This is a genomic window from Arhodomonas sp. AD133, from assembly GCF_051195215.1.
Classification (GTDB): Bacteria; Pseudomonadota; Gammaproteobacteria; order Nitrococcales; family Nitrococcaceae; genus Arhodomonas.
Window position 1 is genome coordinate 1 of the sequence record NZ_JBNAZM010000074.1, and the last position, 15446, is coordinate 15446.

15 protein-coding genes are annotated in these 15446 nt (G+C 66.5%); 9 read left to right on the forward strand and 6 right to left on the reverse strand.

Features of this window, described 5'->3' with window-relative positions:
* The first annotated feature begins 105 nt into the window (after nt 1–105).
* Complete coding sequence (locus ACPEES_RS21975; RefSeq protein ID WP_435106371.1) at nt 106–276, forward strand: hypothetical protein; 171 nt, start codon at nt 106–108, stop codon at nt 274–276.
* Nucleotides 276–500 (forward strand): VOC family protein, encoded by a 225-nt coding sequence (locus ACPEES_RS21980; protein WP_435106395.1) that lies wholly within the window; start codon nt 276–278, stop codon nt 498–500. The genes ACPEES_RS21975 and ACPEES_RS21980 overlap by 1 nt, the downstream gene beginning before the upstream one ends.
* Nucleotides 501–705: 205 nt before the next feature.
* Here the strand turns inward: ACPEES_RS21980 and ACPEES_RS21985 are convergent, their stop codons facing one another.
* The gene (locus tag ACPEES_RS21985; RefSeq protein ID WP_435106373.1) at nt 706–1200 is read right to left on the reverse strand and encodes a MarR family winged helix-turn-helix transcriptional regulator; all 495 of its coding nucleotides are present in this window, start codon (nt 1198–1200) and stop codon (nt 706–708) included.
* Between the two features lie 90 nt (nt 1201–1290).
* On the opposite strand from ACPEES_RS21985, the gene ACPEES_RS21990 reads away from it, so the two are divergent.
* Nucleotides 1291–2202: an EamA family transporter gene (locus ACPEES_RS21990; protein WP_435106375.1), complete on the forward strand. Its 912-nt coding sequence runs from the start codon at nt 1291–1293 to the stop codon at nt 2200–2202.
* A 51-nt stretch (nt 2203–2253) separates the two neighbouring features.
* Nucleotides 2254–2895 carry an NAD(P)-dependent oxidoreductase gene (locus ACPEES_RS21995; RefSeq protein WP_435106377.1) on the forward strand — a complete coding sequence of 214 codons (642 nt, stop codon included), beginning with the start codon at nt 2254–2256 and terminating at the stop codon, nt 2893–2895.
* A 50-nt stretch (nt 2896–2945) separates the two neighbouring features.
* Here ACPEES_RS21995 and ACPEES_RS22000 read toward each other — a convergent pair whose 3' ends face one another.
* Entirely contained in the window at nt 2946–3659 is a 714-nt protein-coding gene (locus ACPEES_RS22000; RefSeq protein WP_435106379.1) for an ArsR/SmtB family transcription factor, read from the reverse strand.
* 129 nt (nt 3660–3788) lie between these two features.
* Here ACPEES_RS22000 and ACPEES_RS22005 point away from each other — a divergent pair, with 129 nt between their 5' ends.
* Both ACPEES_RS22005 and ACPEES_RS22010 read left to right on the forward strand, forming a co-directional pair.
* Complete coding sequence (locus ACPEES_RS22005) at nt 3789–4106, forward strand: MFS transporter (RefSeq protein WP_435106380.1); 318 nt, start codon at nt 3789–3791, stop codon at nt 4104–4106.
* An 8-nt stretch (nt 4107–4114) separates the two neighbouring features.
* The gene (locus ACPEES_RS22010) at nt 4115–5203 is read left to right on the forward strand and encodes an MFS transporter (RefSeq protein WP_435106382.1); all 1089 of its coding nucleotides are present in this window, start codon (nt 4115–4117) and stop codon (nt 5201–5203) included.
* A 511-nt stretch (nt 5204–5714) separates the two neighbouring features.
* Here the strand turns inward: ACPEES_RS22010 and ACPEES_RS22015 are convergent.
* The 3 genes from ACPEES_RS22015 to ACPEES_RS22025 form a co-directional block, all read right to left on the reverse strand.
* Nucleotides 5715–6470, reverse strand: coding sequence for a M48 family metalloprotease (locus ACPEES_RS22015; protein ID WP_435106384.1), 756 nt, complete (start codon nt 6468–6470; stop codon nt 5715–5717).
* A 1139-nt stretch (nt 6471–7609) separates the two neighbouring features.
* The gene (locus ACPEES_RS22020; protein WP_435106386.1) at nt 7610–8161 is read right to left on the reverse strand and encodes a hypothetical protein; all 552 of its coding nucleotides are present in this window, start codon (nt 8159–8161) and stop codon (nt 7610–7612) included.
* Entirely contained in the window at nt 8154–9179 is a 1026-nt protein-coding gene (locus tag ACPEES_RS22025) for a DUF3179 domain-containing protein (RefSeq protein WP_435106388.1), read from the reverse strand. The genes ACPEES_RS22020 and ACPEES_RS22025 overlap by 8 nt, the downstream gene beginning before the upstream one ends.
* A 280-nt stretch (nt 9180–9459) precedes the next feature.
* On the opposite strand from ACPEES_RS22025, the gene ACPEES_RS22030 reads away from it, so the two are divergent.
* Nucleotides 9460–12744 (forward strand): LAGLIDADG family homing endonuclease, encoded by a 3285-nt coding sequence (locus ACPEES_RS22030; RefSeq protein ID WP_435106390.1) that lies wholly within the window; start codon nt 9460–9462, stop codon nt 12742–12744.
* 104 nt (nt 12745–12848) lie between these two features.
* Complete coding sequence (locus tag ACPEES_RS22035) at nt 12849–13559, forward strand: TSCPD domain-containing protein (protein WP_435106397.1); 711 nt, start codon at nt 12849–12851, stop codon at nt 13557–13559.
* A gap of 146 nt (nt 13560–13705) precedes the next feature.
* Here ACPEES_RS22035 and ACPEES_RS22040 read toward each other — a convergent pair whose 3' ends face one another.
* Nucleotides 13706–14668: an integron integrase gene (locus ACPEES_RS22040; protein ID WP_435106391.1), complete on the reverse strand. Its 963-nt coding sequence runs from the start codon at nt 14666–14668 to the stop codon at nt 13706–13708.
* Between the two features lie 245 nt (nt 14669–14913).
* Here ACPEES_RS22040 and ACPEES_RS22045 point away from each other — a divergent pair, with 245 nt between their 5' ends.
* Nucleotides 14914–15279 carry a hypothetical protein gene (locus ACPEES_RS22045; protein ID WP_435106393.1) on the forward strand — a complete coding sequence of 122 codons (366 nt, stop codon included), beginning with the start codon at nt 14914–14916 and terminating at the stop codon, nt 15277–15279.
* The last annotated feature ends 167 nt before the right edge of the window (nt 15280–15446 follow it).

Below are 15446 nucleotides of genomic sequence, written 5' to 3' on the forward strand. Positions count from 1 at the left end.
GCCCCACGCGCCTTCCATTATCCCCCTGTTAGCCGCGCGACAGCGCGCCGCCGCATGGTGGGGCGGAGACTTTCAACCTGAAGCCAACAGCAAGGAGCGGCTGCCGTGTACGTCCCACCCGGATTCGCCACCGTTACCCCCTACATCTTCGTCAACGAGGCGGAGCGCTTCGTGGACTTTCTGGTCGATGGGCTCGGCGGTGAGGGGTGCTGCGCCATCATCGACCGGACGGTTGCATCGCCAACGCCCAGGTTCGAATCGGCGACGCCACGGTGATGGTGAGCGAGGCGTCGGCGGACTACCCGGCCATGCCGGCGGCCTACTACCTTTACGTCGCCGACGCCAACGCGGCTATGGAACGGGCGCTGGCCCATGGCGCGAGCCTGGAGATGGCCGTCGCCGACATGCCCTACGGCGACCGCCAGGGCGGTGTCCGCGACGCCCACGGCAACATCTGGTGGATCTCCCAGCGGCTGGTCGAGCGCCCGTACGACGCCTGAATCCAACGCGCGGAGTGACGAGCAACCGCGAAAGTCGGCGAACGTGCAGCGCCGGCCGACGTTCCGGCGTCGTGATGTCGGCAGCCGAGCGCAGCCGATCTACCCACCCGATCGAGCGCCGCGATGACGCGAATGCGTCGGCGGCCATTAGGTCGGCGAGCGCGGGGCCGTTACCGTTTCTGACTCAATGCTGACGCTCTGCCTGTCACGGCGCGTCTCCGAGTCCGATGAGCAGCTTGCGCAGAAGCTCGGCGAGCTGCGACTGCTCGTCCTCGCTCAGTGACGCCAGAAGCTCGCGCTCGTGGCCGACGTGGTCCACCACGATCTCGTCCACCAGTTGCCGACCCCGGTCGGTGAGAGTGATCAGCACATTGCGGCGGTTGTCCGGGTCGGTCTCGCGAGTGACCAGTTCCTTGGCGACGAGCCGGTCGATCCGGTTGGCGATGGCGCCGTAGGTGACCATGGAGGCCTGCACCAGCGCCCCGGCCGTCAACCGGTAGGGCTCCCCCGAACGCCGTAGCGTCGCCAGTATGTCGAACTCGTGGGCCTGGAGGTCCCGGGCGGCGAAGTGCTCGCGCAGCGCCCGTTCCAGCATCCGTGAGCTTCGCGATATGCGGCCCACCACGCCCATCGGTGTCGGGTCGATGTCCGGCCGTTCCCGCCGCCACTGCGCCAGCAGTCCGTCGACATTGTCCTTCATGAAACACCTCAACGTTGAACTGTTTGACGTAAGCCTATCAGACGCGTTACGTTCCTCAACATTGAATAGTAAAACGTTAAGGTGTTTGCCATGGCCGCAACACAGACCTACCCCACGGCGATACCGACTGCGGTCAGTGACCGTGCCGCCGTCTTCTGGCTGACCGCCCTGACGGCGCTGGCGCCGCTGATGTGGGGAACCACCTATGTGGTGACCACCGAGCTCCTGCCCGCCGGTCGGCCGCTGCTCTCCGGCGCACTACGGGCGCTGCCGGCAGGCCTTGCCGTACTGGTGTTCACCCGGACGCTGCCCCGGGGCGCCTGGTGGTGGCGTTCGGCGGTTCTCGGCACGCTGAACATCGGCGCGTTCTTCGCCTTGCTCTTCGTCGCGGCCTACCGGCTACCCGGCGGTGTGGCGGCGACGCTGAATGCCGTCCAGCCGCTGTTGGTGGCGGGACTCGCGTTCGTGCTCCTCAGCGAGCGGCCGACGCGCTGGCGCCTCGGCTGGGGCGTCGCCGGCGTGGCCGGTGTGGCGCTGATGGTGCTGCGGGGCGAGCTCGCCATCGATCCGCTGGGGCTGGCGGCCGGGTTCGCTGGTGCCGTGGCCATGGCCACGGGCGTGGTGCTCACGCGGCGCTGGGGGCGGCCGGTGGGGCTGCTTGCGTTCACCGGCTGGCAGCTCACCGCGGGCGGTCTGCTGCTCGCGCCGCTCGCCCTCGCCGTGGAAGGCCTGCCGCCGGCTCTGAGCGCTTCCGCGCTCGCCGGCTACGCCTGGCTGGCACTGCCGGGCACGCTGCTCGCTTACGCCCTGTGGTTCCAGGGCTTGGCGAAGCTGTCGGTGGCCGCTGTCTCGTTTCTCGGGCTGCTGTCGCCGGTGATGGCGACGGCACTGGGCTGGCTGGTGCTCGGGCAGGCGCTGACGCCGGCTCAGGGCCTCGGTTTCGCGCTCGGGCTCACGGCCATTGTCGCCGCCCAGCTCACCCCCGCCTCGTTCCGCCGCTAGGGGGCGGTTCGAGACGACCAGAACTTACCGACGAGACAAGGAGCAACGACCATGCGTATCACGATCTTCGGCGCGGCGGGCAACGTGGGCAGTCGGGTGGTAGCGGAGGCATTGGCCCGGGGGCACGACGTTACCGCCGTCGTTCGCGATCAGGCGCGGGCCGATGCATTGCCCGGAGCTGCCGCTGTGCGCGTCGGCGATGCACGGAACGCCGACGACGTCAGCGCGCTCAGTGCGGGCGCGGACGTGGTGGTCGCCGCCACCCGGCCGGTGCCCGGCCGCGAGCGCGAGCTTGTCGAGACCACCCAGACCCTGCTCGCCGGCCTCACCGACAGCGGCACGCGTCTGCTGATCTCCGGTGGTGCAGGCAGCCTGACCGTCCCCGGTACCGACGGGCTCACCGTCGTCGACGACCCCGACTACCTATCGCCTGCTTACCGCGATCTCGCCCAGGCGTGCGTCGATCAGCTCGAAACCTGCCGCGGCGAAACCCGGGTGGACTGGGCGTACCTGAGCCCGCCGGCGCTGCTCGAACCCGGCGAACGCACGGGCCACTACCGCCTCGGCACCGACGAGCTGCTGGTGGACGAGCAGGGCGCTTCGCGGATCTCCATGGAGGATCTCGCCGTGGCACTCGTGGACGAGATCGAACGGCCGCGCCATCGCGGGCGGCGGTTCACGGTGGCGAGCTGATGGGTCGGCCCGGGGGCTTTCCGCCGGGCCAACCGCTTCGCGGTCCGTCATTACTGCTGCGATGCGCGCAGCGACGGATCGTCCAGGCGCAGGTAGCGCCTGAGTGCCGCATTCCCCGCCGGGGTCACGCGCACGGCCCGAGAGGTGCGTGAGTGGGACAACCAGCCACGACTGCAGAAGTTGTCGAGCAGGGCGACTCCGAGCGGGCCACCCAGGTGATGGAAGCGCTCGCTGGCGTCGAGGCAGCGCCGGGCGAGGCCGCTCGGAGGCAACCCCAGGGCGGTAACGTCCAGGCCCAGGTCCCGGAACCACTGCACGCCTGCCGGCGTGACCTCGAAGCGCTTCTCGTCCGCCGGCGCTATCAAATCCTTCTCCAGCAGGCTGCGGGTGACGGCAACGCCGAGTTGTCCGGCCAAGTGATCGTAGCAGCGGCGGGCGAACTGCAGCGCCGGGCTATAGCCGCGCTTGCGGGGGCGTTGCCGCGGCGCCTCCGGTTCGATGCTGGCAAGCCGCTCGATCGCTTCGGCCACGTGGGTGCCGGCCAGGCGGTAGTAGCGATGGCGCCCCTGCCGCTCCAGCGCAATCAGGCCACCTTCGCGAAGCTTGCTCAGGTGGGTGCTGGCCGTCTGCGCGGTCACCCCTGCAGCGTGGGCCAGCTCTCCTGCGGGTAGCGCACGGCCGTCCAGCAGCGTTGCCAGCATGGCCCAGCGGGTGGGGTCGGCGATCAGCGATGCGGTGCTGGACACGGTGGGTGCGAACGTCATGGCCTGCCTCCTAGCTTGTGGCCAGAATAACGCCGTCCCTGCCCCGGAAGCTTCGATATGCGTCGAAACGATGCGCTCCGCGGGCGCGCTACCGTTCCGCCGTCATTCGGATGCGACCGGGAGATTTCAATGGCGGCAAGCGCCCCTGCGCATTCCCTGGCGGAACACACCCGGCCGGCGAGCCGGCGTCCGGCGCTCACGGCGGTTTGCGCGGCCGTGGTTCTGGCCCAGCTCGATACCTCCGTGGTCAACGTCGCGGCACGACCCATCGGCGACTACTTTCGCGCCTCGGTGGACGCCCTTCAATGGGTGGTGGCCATTTACAACCTGGTCTACGCGGCGTTGCTGCTCACCGGTGGGCTACTCGCCGATCTCTACGGCCGGCGCCGTATGTTCCTGGTCGGTGCGGCCGCTTTTTCACGGCGGCATCGGCGCTGTGTGCAGTAGCCACGTCCGTGCCGGTGCTCATCGGCGCACGGGCGCTGGCGGGCCTCGGTGCGGCGTTATTGCTGCCGGCATCGCTGGCGATCATTCGGGTCCTGTGGCCCGATCCGGTGGCGCGCGGCAAGGTCCTGGGCCTGTGGGCGGGCTGCAATGGCCTCGCACTCGCCATGGGACCGACGCTGGGCGGGTTGCTGATGCACGCCCTTGGCTGGCGTAGCATTTTCTACGTGGTGATCCCGTTCGGCGGCGCTCTCGCCCTTATCGCTGCCAGTGCGTTGCCCGAGTCGTCCGAGGCCGGGGGCCGTCGCTTCGACGTGGTGGGGCAGGTGTTCGGCGCGGCCGCTCTCGCTGGCGCCGCGGTCGCGGCCATCCAGTCTCACCACGCGCCCATTGTCGCAGTAGTGGCGGCCGTCGGTGCAGTGGTGGCACTGGCCGTGTTTTTCGCCAACGAGCGACGGCTCGGTGACGGCGCAATGATGCCGCTCGGTTTGTTCCGCGCGCCGGCGTTCACCGGCGCCATGGCGGCCACGGCGAGCATGACGTTCGGGATGTACGGCGTTCTGTTCCTGTTGCCCCTGGCGTGGCAGCAGGCGGAGATGTTCGGGCCGGTGGGGGCCGGGGTGGCGTTGATGCCGATGGCGTTGGCATTCGTGCTCGTCTCGCCGCTGTCCGGTGCGTTGACGGCTCGCGTGGGCACGCCCGTGATGGCGAGTGGTGGCGTCGCCATCGCCGCCGCCGGATTGGTGGTCGTCGCAGTGGCAGCGGCCCGGGCATCGATGCCGGCCACCATGGTGGCGCTCGCCATGACCGGTGTCGGCACCGGCCTGGCCACCGGGCCGCTGCTGGGCGCCGCCATCGCCGCTGTCCCGGCGCCCCGCGCGGGCACAGCAGCGGCATTGATCAACGTCGCCAGGATGGTGGGTGCGACCGGTGGCGTCGCGGTGCTCGGCGCGATCTTCGCGCTCGATGCCGACACGTTCGCCGGTCTGCAGCACGCGTTGCTCGTCGGCGCCGGCCTTCAGCTCGCAGGCGCGGCGGTGGCGAGTCTCACCACTGGACGTCAACCACGACCCAGAGGCAAGCCGAACGCGACAAGTTGAACGCCATATAGGTTGGGGACCGCCGCAGACGGTGCCCAACATTGGTCAATCCGTGGCACGGGTGTTGGCTTCAGGTGCGAAGGGCGGAGCCCGTGCGGAGAGAGTCGGCTGCCGAGTGCAGCCGACCTACGAGTGACCGGCAACGGGGTATCTACGCGCGGCTCGTTTCCGTGTTTGGGGCTCGAGCCGGGTCGGCTGCACTTGGTAGCCGACATCTCTGCGACGGGTATGTCGGCCAGCGCTACACGCTCGCCGACCTGCGGCGACTGTTCAGCGGTGTTCATGCACAGCGCGCGAGACCGACAACGGAGTATCTACGGTTGTTGGCACCACACGGTGTGTCGGCGAGCACGGCGGCGTTGGCGGGATGGCCCACGAGAGCGGATTAATCCGCATTGCCACAAGACGAAGAAAAGCTGCCCATATTAGGAAAGACGATATGGGCAGCTTCGCTTTCGAAAACCCAATTCACTGAGCAATGGCGAGGCGGAACGCGCCCGCCGGCGATGGGTTACGTCTCTTCGTTGAGGCGCTCGCGCATGTTCTCGGCGCGCTCGGCCGAAGCCGGGTGCGTGGAGAGGAGACCGCCCGCATTACCATCGAGGCTGGCCAGTTTCTCGAGCCCCGTGATCTGGCCTTTGCGGGAAATGCCCCGTTCGCCAAGCAGGTCGAAGGAGAAGTTATCAGCGGCTGCCTCCTGGCTCTGGGAAAACTGTGCATTGATGAACTTCTCGCCCAGATCACCGAGCTGGGATTTGGAGAGCGCGGCAACCTTGTCATTGCTGGAGGATGCCAGGGCACTGCGTGCCGCATAGGCCGCATAGGCTGTTTGCATGGACGATTTGACATGGCCCAGCGCAACGTGGCCCAGCTCGTGGCCCAGAACAGCCGTGACCTCATTGTCGTTCATCATGTCCATCAGGCCGCTATAGACACGCACGCATCCATTGGCCATGGCGAAGGCATTGGGGACATCCGTCAGGTAGACCTTGTAGTCGATCGAGGTGCCATCGACCTCGTCACCGAGGTTGTCGGCAATGCGTGCCAGGCGCTTGCTGTAGACCGAGTCCGGACTGGCGATCTTCGCCTTGGCGTCCATCTGTGCACAGGACTTGTCGGCCATGCTGATGACTTCCTCGTCAGTCAGCGTGGCGCCTTCCATGGCGGTCGAGCCGGAATGTATCAGCCCCTCGGTTGACATGCTCTTGCAGCCGAAGAGGAGAGTGCTACTCAGAGCAACAGCGGTAAGTGCGGTAAAGAAGCGCATGGTCATCTTCCTTGTTGATGATTGCTCATGTATCCCTGCCAGCCAACATGGCCAGCCACGGCAATACTTCCTTGATAGCAGCCTGCCCATCGAAATGAGGCTCCGGGTATTCACCGATCTTGAGCCTCGTGGCAGGCATGCCATCGGCGGCGTAGGATGACCGAGACGGTCATCGAGCGCAACAGTGTTATTGCACTGCAACAACATCGACGATGGTGGTTGCCTTTCTCTCCGCGTTGGCCGGCGCGCTGATGTATGTCAGTCACGTAGGTTGGGGACCGCCGTAGGCGGTGCCCGACATCGGTCAATTCGTGGCACGGGTGTTGGTTGTCAGGTGCCAAGGGTGGCGGAGCCCGTGCGGGGAGTGTCGGTTGCCGAGAGCAACCGACCTACGGTTGTTGGTGCCACACGGTGTTTCGGTGAGCGTGGCGGCGCTGCCCGGTCGGCCCGCGGGTTCGGTCACGTAGGTTGGGGACCGCCGCAGGCGGTGCCCAACATCGGTCAATCCGTGGCAGGGGTGTTCGTTGTCAGGTGCCAAGGGTGGCGGAGCCCGTGCGGGGAGTGTCGGTTGCCGAGAGCAACCGACCCACGGTTGTTGGTGCCACACGGTGTTTCGGTGAGCGTGGCCGCGCTGCCCGGTCGGCCCACGGGTTCGGTCACGTAGGTTGGGGACCGCCGCAGGCGGTGCCCAACATCGGTCAATCTGTGGCACGGGGGTTGGCTGCCGGGTGCGAAGCGTGGAGCCTGTGCGGGGAGTGTCGGTTGCCGAGAGCAACCGACCCACGGTTGTTGGTGCCACACGGTGTTTCGGTGAGCGTGGCCGCGCTGCCCGGTCGGCCCACGGGTTCGGTCACGTAGGTTGGGGACCGCCGCAGGCGGTGCCCGACATTGGTCAATTCGTGGTACGGGTGTTGGTTGTCAGGTGCCAAGGGCGGCGGAGCCCGTGCGGGGAGTGTCGGTTGCCGAGAGCAACCGACCTACGGTTGTTGGTGCCACACGGTGTATCGGCGAGCGCGGCGGCGCTGCCGGTCGGCCCACGGGTTCGGTCACGTAGGTTGGGGACCGCCGCAGGCGGTGCCCAACATCGGCCGACCAATGCAACGGGTGTCGGCCGCCAGGCATAGCGGGCCTACGAGCTGCTACGCCGCGATCCGCCGCGCGTTGAACACCAACGCGCCGACCAGCATCACGAACGCCAACGGCACCATCATGCCGAATACCCCGATGAGCGTGGCGGTGGCGGGAATGCTCAGGGCGAGCAGCAGCGCCGGGCCGCAGCATGCCGAGCCCGCCAGCAATGCCGGCACCGCGGCGAGCACCCCGGTGGTCGGCCCGCCGGTGGCGCAGGCGCGCGGGGTGCGCACCATGTGCCAGGCGAGCCCTGCGTTCACCGCCACCAGCGCCCCGAGCACAACCGCGATGGCGATATTCACCGGCGCGACGAGCAGGCTTGCCCAACCCGTCTGCAACCGGGCGACGGTCTCGAAGTACCACGGCCCGCGCGCCTGGAACATGAGGGGCCACGGGTCGGCGGCCACCTGCCAGGCCACCGGCTTCCAGGCACCGAAGTCCAGGTCGCCCACCGCGTAGAGGTAGACGGTGGCATAGACCAGGCCCATGGTAGCCAGGGTCACACGTCGCGTGCCACCGCGTAGCGCCCGGGCGCAGCCGGTACGCAACGCTTCAAGCACTCTTGCCCCCCACCAGCGTAGTGTCCGGGTAGAACGCCGCCCAGGCGAACCAGAACGCGTCCATGACGTTCACCCGCTCCAGGGGCAGGTCGCCGGGGGCGTGCCCGCCGTCGTCGGTGACCACTGCGCCGTCCTCATAGCGCCCGGTCCACTCCGGTGGCACACGGTAGACGTAGCCCGTGTCCAATGCGGGGTCGTAGACCGCCACGAACCGCTCACCGCCAACGTCGGCTTCGAGCAGACCCTGGCGGCGAAGCACGCTCTTGTCGAAGGCCACGGCACCGGCCTGCGTGCGTGCGCCCATGACCATGTGCTTCGCCGGCAGGCGTTCGTCCCGGCGCATCACCGGGAACGCGGGGCCGCCGCCGTCGTAGTAACCGCTCGTCGGATTGTAGCCGCCGTAGGGGTCGCGCTCGTAGTTGCGGAAGTAGCCGGTGTCCGTGGAGAGTACGTCAGTGTCAGGATGCGCCTCGCGCCAGCGCGCCCAGGTCGTCCAGATCACGCGGAATTCCTCGAGCCGGCGGCCCTTGTGCTCCCCCTTCACCGCGGCACCGAGGATCTGCGGCCAGCGGCTGTCGGTGGCGCGGTCGTACATCACCAGGTTGGAATTCACCAGGTTGCCGCTCACGCCAAGCGTCGTCCCGCCGCGATGGAATCCAATGGCCGTGGCGGTGAGGGGGCAGTAGGTCACGCTCACCGGCTGGCCAGCGAGGCGGTCGTTGACGATCTCGTGCCAGACCAGCACCCGCTGTGGGTAGGCCCGGGCGTGACCGTCGAGTACCACGCCGAAGATGATATCGCCGTCGGCCAGCCAGTCGCCGGCGCCATCGGCGGCGACGAACTGCGGCTCGTCGATGGCGGGAATGCCGTCCTTGCCCGGACCGCCGGGCAGGGTCTCCTCGGCGAAGCGTGCCATCGGTATCTCCGGCAGGTCGTCGCCGGGGACGGTGGGGGGTGCGGCGAGTACCGCCAGGGGCATCAGCCCGACGAGCAAGCCGGCCAGGAGTGTCCAGCGCATGGGGGGCCTCCGAGGGGTCATGCGGCGCTGCTATTTCAGGCTAGGCAATAACGGCCGTTCGCGCCGTCCGTAGGACTACGGAGCCCCCCGCATCGGGTGGTGTGAAAGGGTGCACGAGCGCGGTTGACAGTCCCCATTTCTGGTATACCATTCCCGTCACCAACCACAACATATAGCGGTTGAACGAGAACAAGCTGTTCATATGTTGTGGATAAACGGCGTAAGCCGTTGACATACCCGACCTTAGAGCCTGTGCAATACTTCCAGGGGGACCGGATCCATGAGTACCGCTGCAAAGGTACGCGCCTTGCCGAACGCCGTCGCCGAGATCCCGATTCAGCCGGCGTCCCAGGACATCTGGGACAAGAAGTACCGGCTGAAGACCAAGGACGGCACGGTGCTCGATGAGACCGTGGACGACACCTTCAAGCGCGTCGCGCGCGCGCTCGCCGAAGTCGAAGTGCCCGACAAGCGCGACGAGTGGTACGAGAAGTTCCTCTGGGCGCTGCGTCGCGGCGCCATCCCGGCCGGCCGTATCACCTCCAACGCCGGCGCCTGGGAGCACAAGCCCGCCACGTCCACCATCAACTGCACCGTCTCGGCGACCATCGGCGATTCGATGGACGACATACTCGACAAGGTCCACGAGGCGGGCCTGACCCTGAAGGCCGGTTGCGGCATCGGCTACGAGTTCTCCACGCTTCGCCCCAAGGGGGCGTACGTCTCCGGCGCCGGCGCCTACACCTCCGGGCCCCTGTCGTTCATGGACATCTACGACCGCATGTGCTTCACGGTCTCCTCCGCCGGTGGCCGCCGCGGTGCGCAGATGGCCACCTTCGACGTGGGCCATCCGGACGTGCTCGACTTCATCCGCGCCAAGCGCGAGGACGCGCGCCTGCGCCAGTTCAACCTCTCGCTGCTGATCACCGACGGCTTCATGCAGGCGGTGCAGGATGGCGACGACTGGCCGCTCGCCTTCCCGCTCTCCGAGAAAGAAGCGGAGATGGACGGCATCGACTTGAACGACCCGGAGCAGGTGGTCTGGCGCGAGTGGCCGCGGCGCAAGGGCTACATCACCCGCGACGACGGCATGGTCGCCTGCCGGGTCTACCGCAGGATCAAGGCCCAGCGCATCTGGGACATGATCATGACCTCCACCTACGACTACGCCGAGCCCGGGTTCATCCTCATCGACCGCGTCAACGAGATGAACAACAACTGGTTCTGCGAGGAGATCCGTGCGACCAACCCCTGCGTGACGGCGGATACGTGGGTGCAGACCGACGAAGGGCCCCGCCAGGTGCGCGAGCTCGTCGGCCGTTCGTTCGTCGCCCGGGTGGACGGTGAAGGGCACGCCTCCGGCGAGGCGGGCTTCTTCCGCACCGCCACCAAGCCGGTGGTGCGGCTCAAGACCGCCGAAGGCTACAGCCTGCGGCTCACCGAGGACCATCGCATCCGCCGCGTGAGCCGCTTCACCCGCTATACCACCGAGACCGAGTGGTGCGCTGCCGGCGAGCTTCGCGCCGGCGATCGGGTGCTGCTCAACGATCACCGCGACAATGCCGAGTGGAACGGCGCTGTGAGCGAGGACGAGGGCTACCTCCTCGGTCTGCTCGTGGGGGACGGCACGCTCAAGGCCGACAAGGCGGTGCTGTCGGTGTGGGAGGCCGCCGCTGTCGGCAATGGCGAGGCGGGCGGTCTGAGCGCCGGCGCCCGTGCCATCATGGACGCCGCCCTGCGCGCCACGGAGACGCTGCCGCGCCGTGCCGACTTCACCGGCTGGCAGCACGTCGCCGGCCGTGGTGAGTACCGCCTCGCGCTGGGTGCGCTCAAGCAGCTCGCCGGGTCGCTCGGAATGGCCCCCGGTGACAAGGCAATCACGCCCGCGCTGGAGCGGGCCTCCAGCGACGGCTATCGCGGTTTCCTGCGTGGCCTGTTCGATGCCGACGGCTCCGTCCAGGGTACCCAGGCCAAGGGCGTGAGCGTGCGCCTCGCCCAGTCCGACCTCGCGCGGCTCGAAGCCGTGCAGCGGATGCTGTTGCGTATGGGCATAGCGGCGAGCATCTACCGTGACCGCCGCGATGCCAACACTGCGCGGCTGCCCGACGGCCGCGGCGGTCACGCCGACTACGCCATCCAGCCGCAGCACGAGCTGGTGATCGCCGGCGAGAACCTGGCCCGCTTCCGCGAGCTGATCGGCTTCGCCGACAGTGACAAGATGGGCCGCCTCGATGCGCTCCTTGGCAGTTACACGCGTCGGCTCAACCGTGAGCGTTTCGTCGCCCGCGTCACCGGCGTCGAGGATGACGGCGTCGAGGATGTCTATGACGTCCAGGTGCCCGGCATCAACACCTTCGACGCCAATGGCCTGCACGCCCACAACTGCGGCGAACAGCCGTTGCCCCCGTACGGTGCCTGCCTCCTCGGCTCGGTGAACCTCACCAAGTTCGTCCGCGACCCGTTCACCGAGAAAGCCCGCTTCGACTGGGACGAGTACCGCCGCGTGGTGGCCATCTTCACGCGCATGCTCGACAATGTCGTCGAGATCAATGGCCTGCCGCTGCCCCAGCAGCAGAGCGAGATCATGCGCAAGCGCCGCCACGGCATGGGCTTCCTGGGCCTCGGCTCCACGCTCACCATGCTGCGCATGAGCTACGGTGACGAGCGCTCGCTGGAATTCACCGAGGAAGTCGCCAAGCAGATGGCCCTGGAGGGCTGGCGCACCGGCCTCGACCTCGCCGAGGAGAAGGGCGCGGCGCCGATCATGGACGAGGACTACACCGTCACCAAGGAAATGCTCGCCAAGCGCCCCGAGATGAAAAAGGATGGCTACAAGCCCGGCCAGACCATCAAGGGCCGTGTGCTCTGGGCGAAGTACAGCCGCTACATGCAGCGGGTGGCCGAGGCCGAGCCCGAGCTGGTGGACAAGCTCGCCGAGAGCGGCTCGCGCTTCACCCACCACAGCTCCATCGCGCCCACGGGCACCATCTCGCTGTCCCTCGCCAACAATGCCTCCAACGGCATCGAGCCGAGCTTCGCGCACCACTACACGCGCAACGTCATCCGCGAGGGCAAGAAGTCCAAGGAGAGCGTGGGCGTCTACAGCTTCGAGCTGCTCGCCTACCGCTACTTCGTCGACCCGGAGGCACTGCCGTCCACGGATCCGGAGACGCGCAACCTGCCGGAGTACTTCATCACCGCCGATGACATCACGCCCAAGCAGCACGTGGACATCCAGGCGGCGGCGCAGAAGTGGATCGACAGCTCTATCTCCAAGACGGCGAACGTCCCCACGGACTACGCCTACGAGGACTTCAAGGACATCTACCGCTACGCCTACGAGAACGGGCTGAAGGGCTGCACCACCTTCCGCTTCAACCCCGAGGCCTTCCAGGGCGTGCTCGTCAAGGAAAGCGACCTGGCCAACACCACCTACCGCTTCGTCCTCGAGGACGGGCAGGTGGTCGAGGCCAAGGGTGGCGACGAAATCGAGTACGACGGCGAAATCCACACCGCCGCCAACCTCTACGACGCCCTCAAGGAAGGCTACTACGGCAGATTCTGATGCACTTGCGGCGGGCGGCATGCTCCGCCCGCCCGCGCCGGGATGACACAATGGCGGCAAGACACGACGAAATCGGGGCCGATGCACCCCGCGAGGACGAGAACATGGCGATCAAGATCGACAGCAAGATCATCGACTACGAGGTGGCGAAGCCCGAGAGCGCGAGCGACACTCAGGGGCAGCAGGCCGCCGCGGCGGAGGCGAACATCGAGCACATGCACGAAAAGCTCGAACGCCCCGAAATGCTCGAAGGGTCCACCTACAAGATCAAGACCCCGCTCTCGGAGCATGCCCTCTACGTCACCATCAACGACGTGGTCCTCAACCCGGGCACGGAGCACGAGATCCGCCGCCCCTTCGAGATCTTCATAAACTCGAAGAACATGGACCACTTCCAGTGGATCGTGGCGCTGACCCGCATCGTCTCCGCCGTGTTCCGCAAGGGCGGCGACTGTACCTTCCTCGTCGAGGAGCTGCGCAGCGTTTTCGACCCCCGCGGCGGCTACTTCAAGCGCGGCGGCAAGTTCATGCCTTCACTGGTGGCCGAGATCGGCGACGTCATCGACCAGCATCTCAAGAAGATCGGCATGCTGGAGACCGACACCCTCGACGAGCACCAGAAAGCGTTCATCGAGCAAAAGCGCGCCGAAGCCGAAGGCCGCGAACCCCAGGACCAGACCGCCGCCGACTGCGACGACAGCACCGACGCCTACCCCGAAGGCGCCCAGCTCTGCGGCAAGTGCCACACCAAGGCCATGGTCGTGATGGACGGCTGCCTGACCTGCCTCAATTGCGGGGATAGCAAGTGCGGGTGACGTCCGCGTCCGCGCGCCGGCCCGGCTGACTGGACAACGCCCTGCCGATCGGGGCAGCGCTTGACCCAAGCGGGCGTGCGCCGGCACGCGGAGGGAGGCGAGGTGGCAAGGGAGTGGAAAACAGTCACGGACGGCGGTCCCGGCCGCTAACCCAGGGGGCTTCGAACCCCCACAAAGCTGTTACCCAGCACGTGGGTGTAGATCTGCGTGGTTTCCACGCTTCGGTGCCCCAGCAGCTCCTGCACCGTGCGGATATCCGTGCCGCCGGCCAGCAGACTGGTCGCGAAGCTGTGTCTCAGTGTGTGGCACGATCCCCGGCGGGCAACCCCGGTCCGGCGCATCGCCGCCGATACCGCCCGCTGCACGGCCGAGGGGTGAAGATGATGTCGCACCACATGCCCGTCTTCATCCACGCAGGGCCGCGAGGCCGGAAACAGCCACTGCCATGCCAACGTCGTTCCCGCGTTCGGGTACTTCCGAGCGAGCGCGTAGGGCAGGGTGACCGGTACCCGGCGCTCAACAGGCGTGCCCTGCAAGGTCCGGCGCACGACATCTATGCGCGCCTCCAGCTCGTCGCGCAGCGTCTCAGGCAGAAGGGTGACCCGATCCTTGTCCCCCTTGCCGCTACGCACCGTGATCGCCGCCCGGGCGAAATCCAGATCCTGCACGCGCAGCCGGCACAATTCCGTGACCCGCAGGCCGCTGCCGTACATCAACGAGGCCATCAGCCGTATCCCCGGCGCCAGCTCCTCGAGAACGGCCATGACCTGTTCATGCGAGAGCACCACCGGCAGCCGCCGCGGACGCCGTGCGCGGGTGACCTGACCGATGTCGCCGAGCGGCCGTTCCAGCACCTTGGCGTAGAGAAACACGAGGGCGTTGAGCGCCTGATTCTGGGTCGCCGCCGCCACCTTGCGCTCCACCGCCAAGTATTCGAGGAATGCACGCACCTCCGCCTCGCCCATAGTCGCGGGGTGACGTACGCCGCTGTACCGGATGAAGAACCGTATCCAGTAACAGTAGCTCTTCTCCGTGCGGATGCTGTAGCGCTTCACGCGCAGCGTACGGCGAACCTGATCCATCAGACGGGGCTTGCGTGTCGAATCCATGACATCACCTTCACGTCTAGTACTGTGTTTATATACAGTACTAGCGACCCCGGCGCAAACTGCAAGCACGATATTGTGGCGCGTCTAGCCGTGACGAGACGAATGGTCTATAGAATCAGTGAGTTAGGAAACGTGCACCAAGCAAGCAGACTGCAATATCGTGCGCGCACGTTTATTGAATATGCGTGCACGCTACCTAATCATTGTTAGTTGTGCGGCTGGGCAAATAGGAAGGAGATTTAGAGGTGAAGAAGCTGGTTTTCGTGGGGAGTCTTTTAGTGTCTGCCGCGGCAGTTTCAGAGCCCGTGGAAGTTTGGGAGTGCAAAGACAAATATGGGCGTTGGGATGATATTTTGGTTGAAGCTCACGTCGATCAGGACCGTCGAGGAGGGTCAATTTCAGTTGCTGGCGTTACCCACCCGGCTCAATTTGAAGTTGCTGGCTTTGACCGTCGCTGGGACTTTGGTCTCGATTCAGATTCCACGTTCAAATATGCCTTCATTATCAAACCGAATGGCGACGCTAGTTACTATGACTTCAGCTCTGGGGACAAAGCAAAGCCTAGCAACTTCATGAAGTGCCGTCAGAAAGCAGTTGGGAATGCCAACTAACAAGTCATTCAAGTTCGTTCCGGCCCTGTCGGGCCTCCACCGGACCGGTTTTCCGGCGCGGTGCGCCTCCAAACCGGCCGCTTAATATTGGCGTTGCACAAAGCCGCTGCGCGGCAGGAAGGAAGCTTTGACGTGATCGGCAATTGTTTGCCGATGGAGATGTTACA

What these genes read in the sequence shown, in the direction of transcription:
- ACPEES_RS21980 (WP_435106395.1), top strand. Translation starts at nt 276, where the DNA reads ATGGTGAGCGAGGCGTCGGCGGACTACCCGGCCATGCCGGCGGCCTAC.
- ACPEES_RS21985 (WP_435106373.1), bottom strand. Translation starts at nt 1,200, where the DNA reads ATGAAGGACAATGTCGACGGACTGCTGGCGCAGTGGCGGCGGGAACGG.
- ACPEES_RS21990 (WP_435106375.1), top strand. Translation starts at nt 1,291, where the DNA reads ATGGCCGCAACACAGACCTACCCCACGGCGATACCGACTGCGGTCAGT.
- ACPEES_RS21995 (WP_435106377.1), top strand. Translation starts at nt 2,254, where the DNA reads ATGCGTATCACGATCTTCGGCGCGGCGGGCAACGTGGGCAGTCGGGTG.
- ACPEES_RS22000 (WP_435106379.1), bottom strand. Translation starts at nt 3,659, where the DNA reads ATGACGTTCGCACCCACCGTGTCCAGCACCGCATCGCTGATCGCCGAC.
- ACPEES_RS22005 (WP_435106380.1), top strand. Translation starts at nt 3,789, where the DNA reads ATGGCGGCAAGCGCCCCTGCGCATTCCCTGGCGGAACACACCCGGCCG.
- ACPEES_RS22015 (WP_435106384.1), bottom strand. Translation starts at nt 6,470, where the DNA reads ATGCGCTTCTTTACCGCACTTACCGCTGTTGCTCTGAGTAGCACTCTC.
- ACPEES_RS22025 (WP_435106388.1), bottom strand. Translation starts at nt 9,179, where the DNA reads ATGCGCTGGACACTCCTGGCCGGCTTGCTCGTCGGGCTGATGCCCCTG.
- ACPEES_RS22030 (WP_435106390.1), top strand. Translation starts at nt 9,460, where the DNA reads ATGAGTACCGCTGCAAAGGTACGCGCCTTGCCGAACGCCGTCGCCGAG.
- ACPEES_RS22035 (WP_435106397.1), top strand. Translation starts at nt 12,849, where the DNA reads ATGGCGATCAAGATCGACAGCAAGATCATCGACTACGAGGTGGCGAAG.
- ACPEES_RS22040 (WP_435106391.1), bottom strand. Translation starts at nt 14,668, where the DNA reads ATGGATTCGACACGCAAGCCCCGTCTGATGGATCAGGTTCGCCGTACG.